The organism is Streptomyces sp. SAS_270 (assembly GCF_052543295.1).
In genome coordinates, this window is the sequence record NZ_JBMNDS010000027.1 from 1 (window position 1) to 18056 (window position 18056).

14 protein-coding genes are annotated in these 18056 nt (G+C 68.4%); 4 read left to right on the top strand and 10 right to left on the bottom strand.

Annotated elements, in window-relative coordinates; all coding sequences use genetic code 11:
• Nucleotides 1-148 precede the first annotated feature (148 nt).
• Nucleotides 149-1600, bottom strand: a complete 1452-nt coding sequence (locus tag ACN6LB_RS19605; RefSeq protein WP_445027058.1) for an NCS2 family permease — start codon at nucleotides 1598-1600, stop codon at nucleotides 149-151.
• A 251-nt stretch (nucleotides 1601-1851) separates the two neighbouring features.
• Between ACN6LB_RS19605 and ACN6LB_RS19610 the strand changes: the two genes are divergently transcribed.
• The 3 genes from ACN6LB_RS19610 (at nucleotide 1852) to ACN6LB_RS19620 (ending at nucleotide 4249) form a co-directional block, all read left to right on the top strand.
• Nucleotides 1852-2418 carry a SigE family RNA polymerase sigma factor gene (locus ACN6LB_RS19610; protein ID WP_445027059.1) on the top strand — a complete coding sequence of 189 codons (567 nt, stop codon included), beginning with the start codon at nucleotides 1852-1854 and terminating at the stop codon, nucleotides 2416-2418.
• Nucleotides 2415-3299, top strand: a complete 885-nt coding sequence (locus tag ACN6LB_RS19615; RefSeq protein WP_445027060.1) for a hypothetical protein — start codon at nucleotides 2415-2417, stop codon at nucleotides 3297-3299. The genes ACN6LB_RS19610 and ACN6LB_RS19615 overlap by 4 nt, the downstream gene beginning before the upstream one ends.
• Before the next feature lie 119 nt (nucleotides 3300-3418).
• Nucleotides 3419-4249, top strand: a complete 831-nt coding sequence (locus tag ACN6LB_RS19620; RefSeq protein ID WP_445027061.1) for a pectate lyase — start codon at nucleotides 3419-3421, stop codon at nucleotides 4247-4249.
• Between the two features lie 151 nt (nucleotides 4250-4400).
• On the opposite strand, the gene ACN6LB_RS19625 is transcribed toward ACN6LB_RS19620, so the two are convergent.
• Nucleotides 4401-5555: a right-handed parallel beta-helix repeat-containing protein gene (locus ACN6LB_RS19625; RefSeq protein WP_445027062.1), complete on the bottom strand. Its 1155-nt coding sequence runs from the start codon at nucleotides 5553-5555 to the stop codon at nucleotides 4401-4403.
• Nucleotides 5556-5792: 237 nt separating this feature from the next.
• On the opposite strand from ACN6LB_RS19625, the gene ACN6LB_RS19630 reads away from it, so the two are divergent.
• Nucleotides 5793-8021, top strand: coding sequence for a family 43 glycosylhydrolase (locus tag ACN6LB_RS19630; protein WP_445027063.1), 2229 nt, complete (start codon nucleotides 5793-5795; stop codon nucleotides 8019-8021).
• Here ACN6LB_RS19630 and ACN6LB_RS19635 read toward each other — a convergent pair.
• The 8 genes from ACN6LB_RS19635 to ACN6LB_RS19670 all read right to left on the bottom strand — a co-directional run bounded on the left by ACN6LB_RS19635 (nucleotide 8018) and on the right by ACN6LB_RS19670 (nucleotide 18043).
• Complete coding sequence (locus tag ACN6LB_RS19635) at nucleotides 8018-8812, bottom strand: HAD family acid phosphatase (protein WP_445027064.1); 795 nt, start codon at nucleotides 8810-8812, stop codon at nucleotides 8018-8020. The two genes, ACN6LB_RS19630 and ACN6LB_RS19635, sit on opposite strands and share 4 nt — an antisense overlap.
• 97 nt (nucleotides 8813-8909) lie before the next feature.
• A complete protein-coding gene (locus ACN6LB_RS19640) occupies nucleotides 8910-10022 on the bottom strand; it encodes a right-handed parallel beta-helix repeat-containing protein (RefSeq protein ID WP_445027065.1) in 1113 nt (370 codons plus the stop codon).
• A gap of 50 nt (nucleotides 10023-10072) precedes the next feature.
• Entirely contained in the window at nucleotides 10073-11092 is a 1020-nt protein-coding gene (locus ACN6LB_RS19645) for a pectinesterase family protein (RefSeq protein WP_445027066.1), read from the bottom strand.
• A gap of 1 nt (nucleotide 11093) precedes the next feature.
• On the bottom strand, nucleotides 11094-12200 hold the full coding sequence (locus ACN6LB_RS19650) for a pectinesterase family protein (protein WP_445027067.1): 1107 nt from the start codon (nucleotides 12198-12200) through the stop codon (nucleotides 11094-11096).
• 14 nt (nucleotides 12201-12214) lie between these two features.
• Nucleotides 12215-13570, bottom strand: a complete 1356-nt coding sequence (locus ACN6LB_RS19655; protein WP_445027068.1) for a pectate lyase family protein — start codon at nucleotides 13568-13570, stop codon at nucleotides 12215-12217.
• A 100-nt stretch (nucleotides 13571-13670) separates the two neighbouring features.
• Nucleotides 13671-14477 (bottom strand): rhamnogalacturonan acetylesterase, encoded by an 807-nt coding sequence (locus ACN6LB_RS19660; RefSeq protein WP_445027069.1) that lies wholly within the window; start codon nucleotides 14475-14477, stop codon nucleotides 13671-13673.
• 138 nt (nucleotides 14478-14615) lie between these two features.
• Nucleotides 14616-15953, bottom strand: coding sequence for an ABC transporter substrate-binding protein (locus tag ACN6LB_RS19665; protein WP_445027070.1), 1338 nt, complete (start codon nucleotides 15951-15953; stop codon nucleotides 14616-14618).
• A gap of 68 nt (nucleotides 15954-16021) precedes the next feature.
• A complete protein-coding gene (locus tag ACN6LB_RS19670; protein WP_445027071.1) occupies nucleotides 16022-18043 on the bottom strand; it encodes a pectinesterase family protein in 2022 nt (673 codons plus the stop codon).
• Nucleotides 18044-18056: the final 13 nt, after the last annotated feature.

Genomic DNA, 18056 nt, shown 5'->3' on the forward strand with positions numbered 1-18056 from the left:
ACACCGACGCCCTCCCCGAACACAACGTTGGCCTTCACCGCCTACAACCAAGCGGTGAAGCCCAACGTCACGCGGAGAGCGCCTTTAACCAACAGAGTCGCTTAAGGGCGGCCCCTGCGCGCCGCGCACTGCTTCGTGCTACTTCGTGCTACTTCGTGCCGAGGATCTGTTCGACCGGGTCGATCGCGAAGTACACCAGGAACAGCGCGGAGGCCGCCCACAGCAGCCAGTGGACCTCCTTCGCCCTGCCGAGGACCGTCTTGATCAGGACGTAGGCGAGGAAGCCGGCGCCGATGCCGTTGGTGATCGAGTACGTGAACGGCATCACGGCGATGGTGAGGAACGCCGGGATGGCGATCTCGTACTTGTCCCAGTCGATGTGCTTGACCTGGGTCATCATCAGGAAGCCGACCGCGACGAGGGCGGGGGCGGCGGCCTGCAGCGGGACGATGGTCAGCAGCGGGGTCAGGAACAGGGCCAGGGCGAACATGCCACCGGTGACCAGGTTCGCGAAGCCCGTGCGGGCGCCCTCGCCGACACCCGCCGCGGACTCGATGTAGGAGGTCGAGGAGGACGCCGAGGCCGCGCCGCCCGCGACCGCCGCGGCGCCGTCGATCAGCAGCACGCGCCCGAGGTTCGGGACCCTGCCCTCCTCGTCCAGCAGGCCCGCCTCGGCGCTGATGCCGACGACCGTGCCCATGGTGTCGAAGAAGTCCGACAGGATGAGCGTGAAGATCAGCAGGACGACGGTGATCGCACCGGTCTCGCCGAAGGCGCCGAACAGGCTGAAGTGACCGAGTAGTCCGAAGTCCGGTGAGGCCACCACGTCGTCGGGGACCTTCGGCGTGGTCAGGCCCCAACTCTTGATGTCGGCGAGGGAGTTGATGATGATCGCCACGACCGTCATGGTCACGATGCTGATCAGGATCGCGCCCTTGACCTTGCGGGCGAGCAGCCCGATGGTCAGCAGCACCCCGAGACAGAAGACGAGGATCGGCCAGCCGGCCAGGGTGCCCGTGCCGCCGAGCTGAACCGGCACGGTGGTGTTCGCGGCGTCCGGGATGCGGCTGACGAAGCCGGCGTCGACGAAGCCGATGAACGCGATGAACAGGCCGATGCCGACGCTGATCGCCTGCTTCAGCGGCTGCGGGATCGCGTGCATGACGGCCTCGCGCAGCCCCGTCACCACTAGGACGCAGATCAGCAGACCTTCCAGGACGATCAGGCCCATCGCGTCGTCCCAGCTCATCAGCGGGGCGATCTGGAAGGCGACGACCGCGTTGAGGCCGAGGCCCGCGGCGAGCGCGAGCGGGAGATTGCCGCCGAGGCCCATCACGATCGTCATGACGGCGGCCACCAGGGCGGTGGCGGTGGTGAGTTGGACCGCGTCGAGGTGGTGTCCGAACTTGTCCTTGGCGCTTCCCAGGATGATGGGATTCAGGACAAGGATGTAGGCCATCGTGAAGAACGTGGCGAAGCCGCCGCGTATCTCCCGGCCCAGGGTGGACCCCCGTTCGGAGATCCTGAAGTACCGGTCGACGCTGTTCGCCGCAGGTGGCGCGGCACTTGGCCGGTCGGTCTGCTTCTGGGTGTCGGACATGGCGATGCTCCTTGTGACCTGCGGTGCCGGGTGTGCGGATGCTGGCTGGATTGTTCCCGCGTTGAACCAGTTTCAGGTTTTCTCCGTGTTACGGAATCGGGTTCGGCCTGCCATACGCCGTTCGAAGGCCTGTACGGACACTGCTACGCTTCCGGATCTCGTCCCGGACGACCCCCGGACGATCACATGGCATTCACATGACACACACAGGTACCCGCACAAGTGCCGCAGTCGCAGCGAGGAGAGATCCCGTGGGCACAGTCGTCGACGACGCCGCCTCCGTGGAGTTCCATGACTTCTTCGAGCGCCATTACGCCGAACTCTCCCGCCTCGCCCATCTGCTGACGGGCGAGGCGGACGCGGCGGACGATCTGGCGGCGGATGCGCTGCTCGCGCTCTGGAACCGCTGGGACCGGGTGCGCGCGGCCGACCATCCTGCGGCGTACGCCCGCGGTGTGGTCGCCAACCTGGCCCGCACCCGCATCCGCAGCGCGGTCCGCGAGCGCCGCCGCATCACGCTGTTCTGGTCGCAGCGCGACGACAGGACCGAGAACCCGGACATCCCCGGAGTGGTCGATGTCCAGGAGGCCCTGCGCCGACTGCCGTTCCGCAAGCGGGCATGTGTCGTACTACGCCATGCTTTCGACCTCTCGGAGAAGGACACCGCTCTCGCGCTGGGTGTGTCTGTGGGTACGGTGAAGAGCCAGACGTCGAAGGGCATGGCTGAACTTCAGCGGCACCTCGGCAATGCCGAGGCCCCCCAGCGGGTTCACGCGGCAGTGGGGCGCACGGGCGGAGCCGGAGGTAGGGACCGATGAGGAAGGCGCAGGACGTGCACGACGAGCTGCGTGCCCGGCTGCACGAGGCGGCCGAGGCGCACGAGCCCGACCGCGCGCGCATCCTGGCCCGGGTCGAGCGCGGCATGGCCGGTGCGGAGCCGCGCACGGCCCGCGCGGCCAGGCGGGCGGCACGGCCGCCCGTGCTGGGCTGGGCGCGGGTCGTGGGCGCCACGGCCGCGGTCGCGGGTGTGGTCGCGGTGGGCGGCTACACGGTCGCCTCCGCGGTGCAGGAGGACCGCTCGCAACAGCAGACGGTCGCGGTGTCGCCGACCCCGGACCCCTCGCCCGACGCGACTAGTCGCGCGCCGGTCCACCCCGACCCCACCCACCGCTCCGGTACGTCGAAGCCGACCGGGAAGCCGAGTTCGCCCCCCTCCCGCACCCCGGAGTCCCACAGCAGCGCGCCCTCCACGCAGGTGCCGCCCCCGGCCGGCACCGAGGACGGTCCGCTGTGGTCGGACGGTTCGGTCGACCCGCACAGCAACGAGTTCTGGGCGCAGAGCAATGTCACGCTGAAGACGTCGAAGCCGCTGACCGAGCTGACGGTCGAGCTGCGGATCGCGCAGACCGGGGGTGTCACCTCCACGGGCGCCTGGCGTTCGCTGCCCGAGGGCGACTTCACGCAGACGGTCGCCGAGAAGGACGGTTTCCTCGTCTACACGTGGGTGCTGAGGGACGGACGTACGGTCCCCTCCGGCGAGTTCGTGTTCGCCGGGCAGTACGACCACACGCGCGGCGGCCGCGACGCCAAGGACGACCGCTACACGTTGACCGCCCGGGCGGGCGGGCGGCAGCTCGGCGTCGGCGGCGACTTCGCGGCGCACAGCGACAACGACTCGGCAGCCGAGGGCGATTCGTAACGATCTCCGGCCGGGGAGAATCCCTGGCCGAAAAGAATCTCCCGACAACCGGCAACCCTTTCCTGACCCGTGGCGACCAAGAGACGCAAGCTTCGCCGTCCACGCAGGGAAGTCGGTTCATGACTGCACGAGCTGAACAGCGCGTCCGCCACCGCCGCCGGGTCACCAGGCGGCGGGCGGTGATCGGCGGGTCCGCCGCCCTCGCCATCACGGGCGCGGCGATCGTCACCACGACGATGCTGTCCACGGCCGGTGCCGCCTCCGCCTGGCCGACGGCCAAGGGCAGCAAGGCCGTGTCCTCGACGATCGAGGTCTCGGGCACCTACGACGGCAAGCTCACGAAGTTCTACGGCAGCGGCGACCTCGGCACCGACAGCCAGGACGAGGACCAGGGACCGATCTTCGAGCTGGCCGACGGCGCGACGCTCAAGAACGTCATCATCGGCACCCCGGCCGCGGACGGTGTCCACTGCAAGGGCTCCTGCACGCTGCAGAACGTGTGGTGGCTGGATGTCGGCGAGGACGCCGCCAGCTTCAAGGGCAAGTCCTCCTCGGCCGTCTACAAGGTCTACGGCGGCGGCGCGAAGAACGCCGACGACAAGGTGCTCCAGTTCAACGGCGCGGGCAAACTGGTCGTGAGCAGGTTCCAGGTCGAGAACTCCGGCAAGCTGGTGCGCAGTTGCGGCAACTGCAAGACGCAGTACAAGCGCACGGTCATCATCAACGACGTCGACGTCACCGCGCCCCTCAAGGCGATCGTCGGCATCAACTCCAACTACGGGGACACCGCGGCGCTGCGCAACATCCGCGTCCACGGCGACAGCGGCAAGAAGATCAAGACGTGCGTCCGCTTCCAGGGCAACAACTCCGGCAAGGAGCCGAAGGAGCTGGGCACCGGCCCCGACGGAACCTTCTGCAGGTTCACCACGTCCGACATCAGCTACGAGTGAGCAGTCCCTGAGCTGCCCGTCTGAGCCCCCCTCAGGCGGGCACGCCGGCCGCCGAGCCCCCCTCGGTCCGGCGCAGCCGATTCGAGCCCCCCTCGGACCGGCAGCAGAACGCCCCCACCGGTGACGACCGGTGGGGGCGTTCGCACTCCCTCTAGTTCATCGTCGAACCGATGGCCGTGGAGCCCGTCGTCAGGAACGTCGTCGAGGGCAGGGAGCCTCCGGCGGAGCGGGCGCCGTACGCGGTCGTCGCGGACGTCGACCTGAAGGACGGCGTGGAGACGCCGCTGTCCCAGTTGTTGGCCGCGGAGACCGTGGACGAACCCAGCTTGTCCGGGCCGCCCTTGTTGCTCACGGCGAGGTTCCGGGCGAGCCTGGCCTTGCCGGTGGCGAAGTAGAAACCGGCGTCGGTGTTGGCGTACGCGGTGTTGCGGTTGAGGACGATGGCTCCGGTGTTGGAGTTCTCCGTGAAGCCGTTGCCCGCGTTGTCCCAGGCCGCGTCGTTGTTGACGGCGTGGGCGACCGAGGCGCCTCCGCCGCCGAGCTTGAAGCCGTTGCCGTTGCCCTCGAAGGCCGAGTCGTTCCAGCGGTTCCTGCCGTTGCCGAACGCCCAGGAGTGCTCGACGGTGACGGGCGAAGAGAACTGCCACAGGTCGAGGCCGTCGTCGGCGTTGTTGTAGAGGCGGGCGCCGGTGATCCTGTTGCCGGTGCCCGAGCCGAACTTGATGGCGATGCCGTCGGCGTTCTGGCCGTGGTTGGCGGCGTCGTAGTTGCCGTAACTGTCCAGGTTCTGCACGAGGTTGTTCGTCGTGCCGTCGCCGCGCAGGGTGAAGCCGGAGTCGCCGTTGTCCGCGGTGACCAGGTTCTTGAAGACGCCGCCGACCGAGGAGGTGACGACGAAGCCCTGGGCCGGCGCGTTCTGCCAGGTGATGTTCTGGACGGTCCAGTAGTCGCCGTAGATCCCGGCCAGCCAGGAGCCGTCGGCCAGCTTGGAGCCGTCGATCCTCACCTTCTCGCTGCCGTACGCCTGGAGTGTGATCCGCGCCGAACCGGTGCCGTTCGCCGTGGACTTGAGGGTGCTCGTCGGGTAGTACGTGCCGCCGCGCACCTGGATGGTCGTACCGGCGACGGCATTGCTGACGGCTGTCTGGAGCTCTGCGGTGGTGGAGACGGAGACCGTCGAGGCGGCCGCCTGCGCGCCGTCGTCCGAGAGGCCGAGGTAGACGCCGCCCGCCCCCGCGGCGACCGCCACGGCGGCGGCGATCGAGAGAGTGCGGGTCCTGCGGTGGCGTCCGATGCTCTGACGCACGGGGCGTTCCTTTCCTCGGGAATGGGAGGCGGCGAAGCGGGCCGGAGGGGCCGCCCCGACCCGCTTCTGCCCTCTTGTCGCCGCCGCCCCCGGAAGGGTTGCCACGCGGCCGCGAAAGCGTCCGAAATTTTCGCTCGCCGCAGTCCCGCCCCCACCGATTGACGCACTGTCCCCCGCTGGTGACACTCCGAGGGCAGCTCAATCAACAGAAACCATCAGACCCCCACAGGATGTGTCATGCGCCCCCGCATCGCCCGCACGGTCCTGCTCCCCCTGCTCGCCCTCCTCACCCTCCTCCTCACGCTGCTCAACGCCCCACCCAGCACCGCGCATTCAGGAGCACCACCCGTGAACCAGCAGAAGTACGCCGGATACCTCTTCACCTACTTCACCGGCGAGGGCACCGCCGACGGCGAGCAGATCCGCTACGCCCTCAGCCGCGGCAACGACCCACTGCACTGGCGGGAGCTGAACGCGGGCAAGCCCGTTCTCACCTCCGAGCTGGGCGAGAAGGGCCTGCGCGACCCGTTCGTGATCCGCTCCCCCAAGGGCGACAAGTTCTATCTGATCGCCACCGACCTGAAGATGTACAAGAACTCCAGCGGCAGCTGGGACCAGGTCCAGCGGCACGGCAGCAGGTCGATCATGATCTGGGAGTCCACCGACCTGGTCCACTGGACCGACCAGCGGCTGGTGAAGGTCGCCCCCGACACGGCGGGCAACACCTGGGCGCCGGAGGCCTATTGGGACGACACGCTCGGCCGGTACGTCGTCTTCTGGGCGTCGAAGCTCTACGCCGACGACGACCCGGACCACACGGGATCGACGTACAACAAGATGCTGTACGCGACCACGGAGGACTTCCGCACCTTCAGCGAGCCGAAGGTCTGGGACGACCCCGGCTACTCGGTGATCGACTCAACGGTCATCAAGAACAAGGGCAGTTACTACCGCTTCACCAAGGACGAGCGGAACCCGTCGTCCGACTCCCCGTGCTCGAAGTTCATCACCGCGGAGAAGTCGGCCATGCTGACGTCCGAGAAGTACGACTTCGTCTCCGACTGCATCGGCAGCGGCTCGATCGACCGCGGTGAGGGCCCGACGGTCTTCAGGTCCAACACCGAGAACAAGTGGTACCTGTTCATCGACGAGTACGGCGGCCGCGGCTATGTGCCCTTCGAGACCACCGACCTCGACTCCGGCAAGTGGACGATGTCCACGAACTACCAGCTGCCGGCGAGCCCCCGGCACGGCACGGTGCTGCCGGTGACGCAGGCCCAGTACGACCGGCTGCTCGCGGCGTATCCGTCCACTCCGGCCTCGGTCGTGGACGCGACGGCCACGGGACAGAAGGGCTACGCGGTCGTCACCGAGGGCTCGTCCAAGGTGGTGCTGCCGATGAAGCCGGACGCCGCACTGCGGCACCTGGCGCCGAAGCTGGCCGTCGGCGCGGGCGCGACCCTCACCCCCGCCTCCGGCACCTCTCGCGACTTCCGCACCCCGCAGACGTACACCGTGACGGCCGCGGACGGGACCAGCCGCACCTGGACGGTCGAGGCCGTGCCCACCCGCAGTCCGGTCCTGCCAGGGCTCACCGCCGACCCCGACGTCCAGTACCTGGACGGCCGTTACTGGATCTATCCGACGTCGGACGGCCACCCGGGCTGGAGCGGGACGAGCTTCAAGGCGTACTCGTCGAAGGACCTGGTCCACTGGAAGGACCACGGCGTGATCCTCGACCTCGGGCCGGACGTGAGCTGGGCCGACAAGAACGCCTGGGCCCCGGCGATCGCCGAACGCGACGGCAAGTACTACTTCTACTTCTGCGCCGAGCAGCAGATAGGCGTGGCGGTCGCCGACTCGCCGGCCGGCCCGTTCAAGGACGCGCTGGGCAAGCCCCTGGTCGCCAAGGGCGGTTCGCTGAGCGGCCAGATGATCGACCCGGCGGTCTTCACGGACGACGACGGGCAGGCGTACCTCTACTGGGGCAACGGGCACGGCTACGTCGTCCCGCTCAACGACGACATGGTGTCCTACGACCCGGCGAAGGTGAAGGACATCACCCCGGCGAACTTCCGCGAGGGCTCCTTCGTGGTCAAGCGGCAGGGCACGTACTACTTCATGTGGTCCGAGGACGACACGCGCAGCGAGAACTACCACGTCGCCTACGCCACGGGACCCTCCCCGCTCGGTCCCTGGACCAAGCGGGGCACGATCCTGTCCAAGCGCCCTGAGTACGGCATCAAGGGCACCGGCCACCACTCGGTGGTGAACGTCCCCGGCACCGACGACTGGTACATCGTCTACCACCGGTTCGCACTCAACGGCCCCGGCAGGGCGGGTGGGGACGGCACGCACCGGGAGACCACGATCGACCGTCTCCGCTTCGCGGCCGACGGCACGATCGAGCCGGTGGTGCCGACCCTGGAGTCGGTCCGCCCCGTGCGGACCGCAGCAAGCGACTAGCTCACGTAGTACGTGGGGTTCGGGAGCTTGTACGTCCTGTCGGCGTAGCCCCCTTCGAGGTCCGAGTACTGGTCGCCGAAGTTGGCGACGACCTCGTAGCCGAGGTCCTCGATGTGCTTGCGGGTGCCGGACTTGTACTGCACGGTCGTGCAGGTCCAGGCGCCCGGGGTGGCGCAGGCGCTCAGGTACGCCGGCGGGTTCGTCTTGTCCTTCAGGAACATGTGGTCGGCGTCGAGGTTGATGTCGGCGCCGACCTTCTTGAGGTTCGCGACCGCGGCGGAGCGCTGCGCCTCGCTCAGGCCCGAGTTGTAGAAGACCTCGACGCCCTTGGACTCGGCGTACGCGACGAGCTCGGGGGTGCCGAAGACGGCCGGGCGGTCCGCCTTGTTCACGTAGTCGGCCCAAGTGGTGCCGTTGTACGTGTAGTTGGTCTTCTTCTCGTAGTCGAGGGAGAGCAGCAGCGTGTCGTCGATGTCGAAGACGACCGCGGCCTTCTCGCCCTTGTGGTGGGCCTTGCCGGCCGCCTTCTTGATGTACTTCTTGGCGTCGGACTCGAGGCGCGCCAGGTCCTTGGCGTACTGGCTGTCCTTGGACGCCTGGTACACGCCGTTGCTGTCGAGCGTCGTGCCGTAGTAAGTGTCGATCTCCCCGACCAGAAGCCCGATGTTGTGGGGCTCCCTGGTGCTGTTCGCCGTCGACTGGTCGGCGGTGGCGGCGCCGGTGCCGTACAGGGCGGCACCGGCGACGGCACAGGTGGCGGCGATCGCCGCGAAACGCAGTGGCTTATGCATGACAGGTTTCTACGCGCGTCACCCCCCTGAACGCGAGGCTCGTTGCCTGATCGATACATATTCCACAGACAAAGAGGCCTCGCGTCCCCCGGCCGGCTCAGTTCATCGTCGCGCCGATGGTCGTGCTCCCCGTCGTCAGGAAGGTGGTCGCGGGCAGCGAGCCGTCCGATTTGCGGGCGTTGTAGCAGGTCGTCGCGTCCGTGGAGACGAACGAGGGGGTCGAGATGCCGGAGTCCCAGTTGTTGCCGGACGAGCTGACGGCGGAACCCTTGGAGACCGCCGCGCTGCCGTTCTTCACGGCGAGGTTCTTGCCGAGCTTCGCGGAGCTGGTGGCGAAGTAGTAGCCGTACTTGCCGTTGGCGTAGGCGGTGGTGCGGTTGATGACGATCGCTCCGGTGTTGGAGTTCTCCGTGAAGCCGTTGCCGGCGTCGTCCCAGGCGGCGGAGTTGTTGATGACGTGCGCGACGACCTCGCCGTCGCCGCCGAGCTTGTAGCCGTTGCCGTCGCCCGCGAAGGCCGAGTCGGACCAGCGGTTCTTCCCGTTGCCGAAGGACCAGGTGTGCTCCACGGTGACGGGCGAGGAGAAGGACCAGAAGTCGATCCCGTCGTCCGAATTGTTGTAGAGGCGGGCCCCGGTGATCAGGTTCCCGGTGCCGGAGCCGAACTTCACGGCGACGCCGTCCGCGTTCTCGCCGTGGTTGGCCGCGTCGTAGTTGCCGTAGCTGTCGATGTTCCTGACGGTGTTGTTGACCGTGCCGTCGCCGGTCAGCGTGAACCCGGAGTCGCCGCCGTTGACGGTCTTGATGTTGCTCCACACCGTGCCGGTGCAGGACTGGCAGACGACGGCGCTGTCCGGCGAGTTCTGGAAGGTGATGTTCGAGACGTTCCAGTAGTCGGCGGTCAGCTTGAAGATCCAGTCGCCGTCGGGCAGCGAGGAGCCGTCGATCTTCACGGTCTCCGAGCCGTACGGCTGAAGGGAGATCCGGCTCGCAGAGGTGCCGTTGGCCGTCGACTGGAGCGTGGCCGTCGGGTAGTACGTGCCCCCACGGACCTGGATGACGGTGCCGGCGGTGGCGTTCTTGATGGCGTTGGACAGGTCGGTCGAGTTGCTGACGACCACGGTGGCGGCCTGGGCCTGGCTGGGGAGCACGGCGAGCCCGGCGCCGAACGCCAGGGCTGCGCCGAGGGTGAGAGCGGTACGACGAGACATAGGAGTGCGGTCCTTTCGTCGTTCTGTGGGGAGGGGTTTCCTGCGGTTCTTCAGGGACGCCAGTCGCCGAGGTAGGCGGCGGGGGTGTGCAACGCGGCCTCGGCGTCGGCGAGTTGGGGACGGTTGTCGGGGACGGTGATCTCCGCGCCCGGCCCGGTGTTGCGGTACTCGCGAAAGCGCATGGACTGCCAGGGGTAGGCCTCGCGCATGTTGGTGTAGGGGGCCACGGCGTCGATGCCGGGGCCGATCCGGGTGTCCCGGACCACGAGGGAGGGCCAGGCGGTCGTCTCGTACGACGGCACCCAGGGACGAGCGATCTTGTACGCCCCGTCTTCCGCGCCGGACGTGATCCGGGAGCGGACGGCGAGGATGCCGTACGGGTTGGCGCGGGCCGTCGAGGGTGCGAAGACCATGCCCTTGGGGGTGAAGGTCACGTCCCGTTGCAGCGTGTGGAAGTGGCACTCCTCGAAGACGGCGGTCGCCCGGCCGAAGACGAAGTCGACGTCTCCCTCGATGTAGCAGCGGTGGAAGTACTGCCGGTCGAAGGTGTCCAGCGCGGTCGTGTCGACGAAGAGGGTGTCCTGGTGGGCCAGCAGCCGGACGTTCTCGAAGTGCGTGCGGTCGCCGTAGGTGTAGGCGGCCACCGCCTGCGTGCCGGTGATGTCGGGGTGGTCGGCGCGCAGCCAGTCGTTGGCGAGCGTCAGGTCGCGGACGGTCAGACCGGGCGCCGCCGAGGTGAAGGTGGCGGAGCCCGCGGTGCCGTAGGTGGTGCCGTCGGCCTTCTTCGTGCCGTTCGCGTGATCGAAGACGATGACGACGTCGCGCGGGTCGCACGTGGCACCGCGGACGGTCAACTCCGCTTTGCCTGCAGGGATGTTCACCACTTCCCGGTACGTTCCCGGGTGCACGACGATCGTCCAGCCGCTGCCGTCCACCGCGTCCACTGCGGCCTGCACGGATTCGCCGGGGCGGACGTGGAGCGTATGGCCGCGCACGCCCGCGAAGGCGGGGGTCGTACCGACGGCGACGAGCCCTCCCACTATCCCGGTCAGCAGAGTGCGCCGGTTCATGTCAGCACCTCTCCCACGGGGCCCAGTCGCCGAGGTAGGCCTCGCGGGTCGCCGACTCGGCCTCCTCGTCGGTGAGTTGGGGCCGGTTGGCCTGGACCGTGACTACGGCGCCGGGCCCGGTGTTGCGGTACTCGGCGAATCGCTGGCTCTGCCACGGGAAGGTGTCCGACATGTTGGTGTAGGGCGCGATCGCGTCGATGCCGGGGCCGAGGACGCTGTCGCGAACCGTGAGCATCGGGCGGGCGGTGGTGTCCGAGCCTGGCACCCAGGGGCGGGCGAGCTTGTAGTACGCCTCCGGTGCCTCGCTGCTGATCCGGCTGCGGGTCACCAGGTAGCCGCGCGGGTTGGCGACCGCCGTGGACGGGGCGAACACGAAGCCGTACGGGGCCCCGGCCAGGTCGGTGCGGTTCAGCGTACGGAAGTGGCAGTGCTCGTAGACGGCGGTGGCCCGGCCGAAGACGAAGTCGACGTCGCCCTCGACGTAGCAGTGCGCGAAGTACTGGCGCGCGAACGTGCCGAGCGCCATCGAGTCGGCGTAGAGCGTGTCCTGGTGTCCGAGGAAGCGGCAGTGCAGGAATGCCGAGCGGTCGCCCTGCACCTTGATGGCCACGGCCTGGGTGCCGGTGATCTCGGGGTGGTCGGCGCGCAGCCAGTCGTTGGCGAAGGTGATCCAGCGGGCGGTGAACCCGTCGGCCTGCACGGTCGTCGTGGCGGAGCCGGTGGTGCCGTAGGTGCCGCCGCCGGGCTTGGGTGTCCCGTTGGCGTGGTCGAACACGACGACGACATCGCGCGGGTCCTCGGACGCGCCGATCCAGGTCAGCTCGGTCGCGGCGGCGGCGACCGCGACGGTCTCGCGGTAGACGCCAGGAGCGATGACGAGCGTGTACCCGCTGCCGGTGGCGGCCGTCACGGCGGCCTGGACGGTGGTGAAGTCACCGCCGCCACCCGCGTCCACGTACAGCGTGTGCTCGGTGAGGCGTGCGGCCGGCGAGCCGTAGCGCCCGAAGCGGGAGCGCGGGCGTGTCGCGGCGCGGGCGGGCGCGGGGGCCGCGAGGCCGAGCGCCACCGCGGCGCCGGCACTCGCGACCAGGAAGCTTCTGCGGTCCATGGCTGCCCGCATGGTCAGCAGACCTTTCCGGCACCCGCGCGGTGGTCGACGATGCCGGGGACGGCCCGCGGTGCGTCGACCTTCGTGCGCAGGGTCGGCGTCCAGCCGGCGCCCGACTGCAGGGTCTCGGCCGGGATCTCCGCGTTGTGCACGGCGATGAGGTCGGTCGGCGAGCCGTTGACGTAGTTGTCGGCGGCGGTGACCGGCGCCTCCTTCCACTTCTTCAGGATCGAACCGGCCTTGACCCCGCCGGGAAGTGTGAACGCGTTGTGCTCCGCGACGAGTTGGGACTCCATGCCGATGCCGTAGCTGTAGGCGAACCCGGCCTCGGCGACGAAGTGGTTGTTGTACGAGTCGACCTGACCGAAGCGGACGCGCGGCGCGCGCTCCACCAGGTTCGAGAACAGGTTGTGGTGGAAGGTGACCTTGAGATGGCCGCGGTCGACGGCGGCGGTGGACGCGCTGTCGCTGTTGCCGATCAGGATCGTCTTGTCGTGGTCGGTGAACACGTTCCAGGACGCGGTGACGTAGTCGGCGCCCTTGACGATGTCGAGCTCGCCGTCGTGCTGCTCGTAGATCCGGCCGTAGTAGCTGGGCAGCGAGCTGTCGGGGTGGTCGCCGTCGGTGAACGTGTTGTGGTCCAGCCAGACATGGGTGGAGCCGTAGACGACCGCGCTGTCGTACTCGGAGTTCCAGTTGCCGTCCGCGGTGTCGGTGGGGTCCCACTGCGGGAAGCAGTCGAGGGGGCTCTCGAAGGCGAGGTTGCGCACGATGATGTTGTCGACGGCCTTGATCTGCAGGCTGGCGCCCTTGAACCCGGCGTTCTTCCCGATGCCGATGATGGTGGTGTTGGCGGGGACGTTCGCCTTGATGGCCGTGTCCTGGTTGGCTGCGGAGGCGGCGCGCGCGTCCTCCTGCGGACCGCTGACCACCTTGTCGTGGCCCCACACGGCCGGGTCGTAGTCCGCGAGGTACTGGGCGAAGTCGTAGCCCTCGGCCGCGAAGGACGCGCAGCCGTCGGCGTTGGCGTCGATCGTGCCCTTGACCTTGATGATCTTCGGTGCGGTGCCGCCGGCCTTGAGTGCGGCCTTGAACTCCGCCCAGGTGGTGACGGTGTACACATGCGCGGCGTCGGCGCTCGCGCCGCCGGTGGTGCCGGTGCCGTAGGAGCCCCAGCCGTCGTTCGCGGCCAGGGTCTGACGGGCGACGTCCTTGGCTTGGGCGGCCTGGGCCTGGGCGGCCTGGGCCTGGGCGGCCTGGGCCTGGGCGGCCTGCGCGGTCGTACCGGTGACGGACAGCACCAGTGCGGTGCAGCCGATCAGCGCGGCAGCCTTTGTAATGACATGCCCATGCCATACCTGTGCGTTCACTGTGCGGCTCCTCTTTCGACTTCCGGGGTGCGGCTTCGGGGTGCGACTTCGGGGGTGCGACTTCAGGGGTACTGACGTGGGTGGAGCTCCGAGGTGGGACCTACGCGGCGGTGCCCTCGGGCCAGGTGATCCACGACGTGGGGATCGCGTCGTCGAGGCGGCGTACGTCCCGGGGCGCGAGCACCCGGCGGTGCAGCAGCCCGGCCGCGACGAGACGGGCCACGGCGATCGCGCCGGGCGGGTTGAAGTGCGTGTTGTCCTGCTCGGTCGCGGTCCAGTTGAAGTACGTCTTGGTCTCCTCGACACCGAGCTTCTGCCACAGGGCGAGCGACAGCGCCTGGATGTCGAGCAGCGCCACGCCCTCCTCGGCCGCGAGAGCGCGCATCGCTGCCGGGTAGTCGCCGTGGGTCGGCACGGCGTTGCCGTCCGCGTCGAACTTTCTGCGCTCGACGGGGGTGGCGAGCACCGGGCGCGCACCGCGGGCGCGCGCCCCGTCGATGTACTGACGCAGATAGTCCTGGTACGTCGTCCACGGCTCGGTGTAGCGCGTGGGGTCGGCGCTCTTCTCGTCGTTGTGCGCGAACTGGATCAGCAGGAGGTCGCCGGGCCGGATGGCTTGGAGGATGACGTCGAGCCGGCCCTCGTCGATGAAGCTCTTCGAACTCCGCCCGTTCACGGCGTGGTTGGCGACCACCACGTCCTTGTTCAGGAAGAAGGGCAGCGCCATGCCCCAGCCGGTCTCGGGCGCGGCATCGGAGTACTTCTGGGCGGCGGTGGAGTCACCGGCGATGTAGAGGGTGCGGTGCCGCGCCGCGCCGGGAGCCGCGAAGGCGGGCGCCGTCGCGGCGACGGCGAGGGGGACGGCGGCGAGGGCGGCCGAGGTGATTTGTCTACGAGACAGTGACACGTCGCTGTGCCTTTCAACGGGGGTGAAGGGGAGTGCCGGGAAAGGGGCGCGGGGAACTGCGCGACCAGCCACGACCGGCCCGCGGTCGAAAACCCACCTCAAAGACCACGGACCGATCCGGCGGCAACCCCAGCGGAGCTATCCGTTCTTCTTCCAGTCGGCCTGCGCAGCGTTGAGCTGCTCAGCCAACGTGTTCAGGAAGTCCTTCGCCGACATCTTGCCGAGCAGGACCTTCTGGAAGTTCGGCTCGTTGTCGGACTTGGAGATGTTGTTCCAGTCGGGCAGGTAGTACGGCAGCTGCACGATCTTGGTCTTGCCGCCGTTCAGTGCCTCGGCGGCGAGCTTCGTGGGCTCGGCCTGCTGGATCCAGGAGTCCTTCGCGGCCTCGATGTTGGACGGAATGGCGCCGGCCGACTCGTTCCACTTGCTGTTGGACTCGTGCGAGGCGGCGAACTCGATGAACTTCCAGGCGGCCGCCTTGTGCTTGCTGGCCTTGAACAGGCCGAGACCGTCGACGGGGTTGGAGACCTGCACCCGGGTGCCGTCGTCCAGGGTCGGGTTGGGTATGCCCCGGAACTTGCCGGTGCCGAGTGCCTTCACGTGGTCCTGGTAGGAGCCCAGGTTGTGGCTCAGCATGCCGATGGTGCCGCTGTCCCACTGGGCGACCATCTTGGTGAAGTCGTTGTTGACGTCGGCGGACGGGGTGTCCTTCTTGTAGAGCTTGACGTACTTCTCCAACGCGGCGACGTTCTTCGGGTCGTTGACCGTGGTCTTGTCGCCGTTCCAGAACTCGGTGATGCCGCTCTGGCCGTAACTGGCGTCCAGGGCCTGCGCGATGGAGCCCTCGCCGCCGCGGATGGTGTAGCCGAACTTGTTGTCACCCTTGTCGGTGAGCTTGTCGGCGGCCTTGTAGAAGTTCGTCCAGCTGGACGGCTCGGCGAGGCCCGCGGACTTGAACAGGTCGGTGCGGTACCACAGCGTGCCGTTGTTGGCGGAGGTCGGCACCGAGTAGAGCTTGTCGCCGCCACCCGCGTTGCGGACGCTGTCGAGCATGCCCTGGTTGAGCTTGCCGTTCAGGGTGCTCTTCTCGATCCGGCTGTCCAGCGGCTCAAGGGCCTTCTGGGCCGCGACCTCGGCGAGCATGGCGGCGCCGACACCGCCGACGTCGGGCAGACCGCCGCCGCTGATGGAGGTGTCGTACTTGGACTGGATGCTGGTGGCGGGCACTCCGACGTAGTTGACCTTGATGTCGGGGTACTTCTTCTCGAAGTCCTTGATGATCTCCTTCCAGACGTCGGTACGCACACCGCCGTTGTTGTCCCAGAAGGTGATCTCGCCCTTGCCGGAGCCCTCGTTGCCCTTGTCGCCGGCGGTGCCGCTTCCGTCGTCGCCGCAGGCGGTGGCGGTCAGGGCGAGGACGGACCCCAGGGCGACGGCCGCGGCGGCGCGCCTGCTTCTACGAATGTTGATCTTCATTGACCGGCTCTCTTCTTCTGGATCCAACGGAGCTGTGCGGTTGTGGGGTCGGCTGTGCGGTTGTGGGGTCAGTGGCGGGCGTACGGCGCCCAGCCGTCCGTGCCCGACAGGTACGTGGCGACGGTGTACGTCGTCGTGTCGGCGTCCGGCAGCTGCGGCCGGTCGACGGTGACGGTCGCGCCGGGGCCGTGGCTGCGGTACTCGGCGAAGCGGGCGTCCTTCCACGAGAAGCCGCTCATGTCGGCCCACGGTGCGGACTTGACCGCCGCGGGCAGCTCGGTGTCGCGGAACAGGACCTGGGCCACGGCGTCGGGTTCGCCGCCGGGGTGCCAGGGCCGGCCGAGGTGGAAGGACCCGGCGGGCGCGTCGCTCACGACCTTCGACCGGGTGATCAGGAACCCGTACGGGTTGTCCTTCCACGTCGAAGCGGCCGTGAGGTAGCCGTTGTTGGTGGTGGAGCCGCGGCTGAGGGCCTTGATGACGGAGTGCTCGATGACGGTGGTCGCGCGCCCGTAGATGAAGTCGACGTCGCCCTCGATGTACGAGTCGCGGAGGTAGACCCGGCTGATGACGTCCAGCTTGGGGCTGTCGGTCATCAGGGTGTCCTGGTTGCCCAGGAAGGCCGTGTTATCGAAGACGATCCGGTCACCGGTGGTCTTCATGGCGAGGGCCTGCTCGCCCTTCAGCTCGACCGCGGCCTCGTCGAAGTCGTTGCTGAAGGTGAGGTTGCGGGCCGTGACGTCGTTCGCGGCGATCCGCACGGTGGCGCTGCCGGTCGAACCGCCGTACTCGGCGGGGGTGTTGTACACGACGACGGTGTCGGATCGGTCCCGGCCGGTGCCCTGGAGCACGATCCGCGGCTTGGTCGCGGGGATGTAGACCTTCGCGCGGTAGGTGCCGGGCGCGATCGCGACGGTCACCGTGCCGGCGTTGCCGTCGGGCACTGCGTCCACGGCGGCCTGGACGCTCGGGTAGTCCGCGGGGACGTTCAGCACGGTGTTCGTGCCGAGGTTCTTCTGCGGCCCGGAGAAACGCGTCACCAGTGCGGGTACGGCGGCCGCCGGGTCGAGACGGTAGGCGTAGAAGTCGTGCGGGTCGAAGGCCTTGCCCCACGTGTCCTGGCGCCCGGTGGTGTTCTTCAGGATGGAGCCGCGCTGCACCAACTCGGCGGTGGCGTCGGCCTGGTAGGGGTGCTGGACACCGTCGTAGTAGCTGTTCTCGATGACCATCTTGGTGTGGCCGCGCGACCAGCTGCCGTACGTCCACACCGGGTCGCCGTCGGCCACCTGGCTGGTGAAGTAGTTGTTGTAGAGGTGTGCGTAGGCGCAGTTGTCGGCGGACGGGTTGCGCTGCTTGGTGCCGCTGAACAGGTTGTGGTCGATGGTGATCTGCGTGGTGACGTTGGGCGTCCAGCCGATCCCGAACGCCTTGTTGTGGTGGGTGAACCGGTTGGCGGAGACGGTGATGTACTGGCTGTCCTTGCGGATGTCGAGCAGCCCGTCGCCCATGTGTGTGAAGCGGTTGTGGTCGATCCACACGTGGTCGACGGTGTCCATCTGGACGGCGTCGAAGTCGGTGGTCTTGCCGTCCCAGTCACCCTCGACATAGCTGTCGCGGATCGTCAGGTTGCGGATGATCACGTTGTGCGTGCCGGGGTTGAGGTGCAGCTCGCCGTGGACGATCTCGCCGGTGTCGCCGACGCCGATGAGGGTCTTGTCCGAGTTCACGACGATGTCCGAGCCGAAGGGTTCGACGTCGATCGCGCCCAAGACCCGGATGACGTACGGCTCCTCGGCGGCCGCGTACCGGGCGAGCGAGGCCTGGTCGGTGACGGTGACGACCTTGCCGCCCGCTCCGCCGGTGGTGCCGCCGTCCAGGGAGGCGAAGCCGTGCGGGCGGTCGGAGAGGCGGGCTGCCGTCGCGGCCGGCCCGGCAGCGGCAGCCCCCGTCGGTTCGCCGGCCGCCGGGCCCACGGCCTTCGCCTCCCCGATCGCTCCGAGGCTCAGTGCGGCGGCCAGGGCGATCACGGCGGCCACGACCCTGCCGTGACCCGGTCTCGGCAAGCGCTTGCTATGAAGGTGCTGCGTCATTGCGGCTCCCAAC

What these genes read in the sequence shown, in the direction of transcription:
- ACN6LB_RS19635 (WP_445027064.1), bottom strand. Translation starts at nt 8,812, where the DNA reads ATGCATAAGCCACTGCGTTTCGCGGCGATCGCCGCCACCTGTGCCGTC.
- ACN6LB_RS19620 (WP_445027061.1), top strand. Translation starts at nt 3,419, where the DNA reads ATGACTGCACGAGCTGAACAGCGCGTCCGCCACCGCCGCCGGGTCACC.
- ACN6LB_RS19670 (WP_445027071.1), bottom strand. Translation starts at nt 18,043, where the DNA reads ATGACGCAGCACCTTCATAGCAAGCGCTTGCCGAGACCGGGTCACGGC.
- ACN6LB_RS19630 (WP_445027063.1), top strand. Translation starts at nt 5,793, where the DNA reads ATGCGCCCCCGCATCGCCCGCACGGTCCTGCTCCCCCTGCTCGCCCTC.
- ACN6LB_RS19640 (WP_445027065.1), bottom strand. Translation starts at nt 10,022, where the DNA reads ATGTCTCGTCGTACCGCTCTCACCCTCGGCGCAGCCCTGGCGTTCGGC.
- ACN6LB_RS19615 (WP_445027060.1), top strand. Translation starts at nt 2,415, where the DNA reads ATGAGGAAGGCGCAGGACGTGCACGACGAGCTGCGTGCCCGGCTGCAC.
- ACN6LB_RS19650 (WP_445027067.1), bottom strand. Translation starts at nt 12,200, where the DNA reads ATGGACCGCAGAAGCTTCCTGGTCGCGAGTGCCGGCGCCGCGGTGGCG.
- ACN6LB_RS19665 (WP_445027070.1), bottom strand. Translation starts at nt 15,953, where the DNA reads ATGAAGATCAACATTCGTAGAAGCAGGCGCGCCGCCGCGGCCGTCGCC.
- ACN6LB_RS19605 (WP_445027058.1), bottom strand. Translation starts at nt 1,600, where the DNA reads ATGTCCGACACCCAGAAGCAGACCGACCGGCCAAGTGCCGCGCCACCT.
- ACN6LB_RS19645 (WP_445027066.1), bottom strand. Translation starts at nt 11,092, where the DNA reads ATGAACCGGCGCACTCTGCTGACCGGGATAGTGGGAGGGCTCGTCGCC.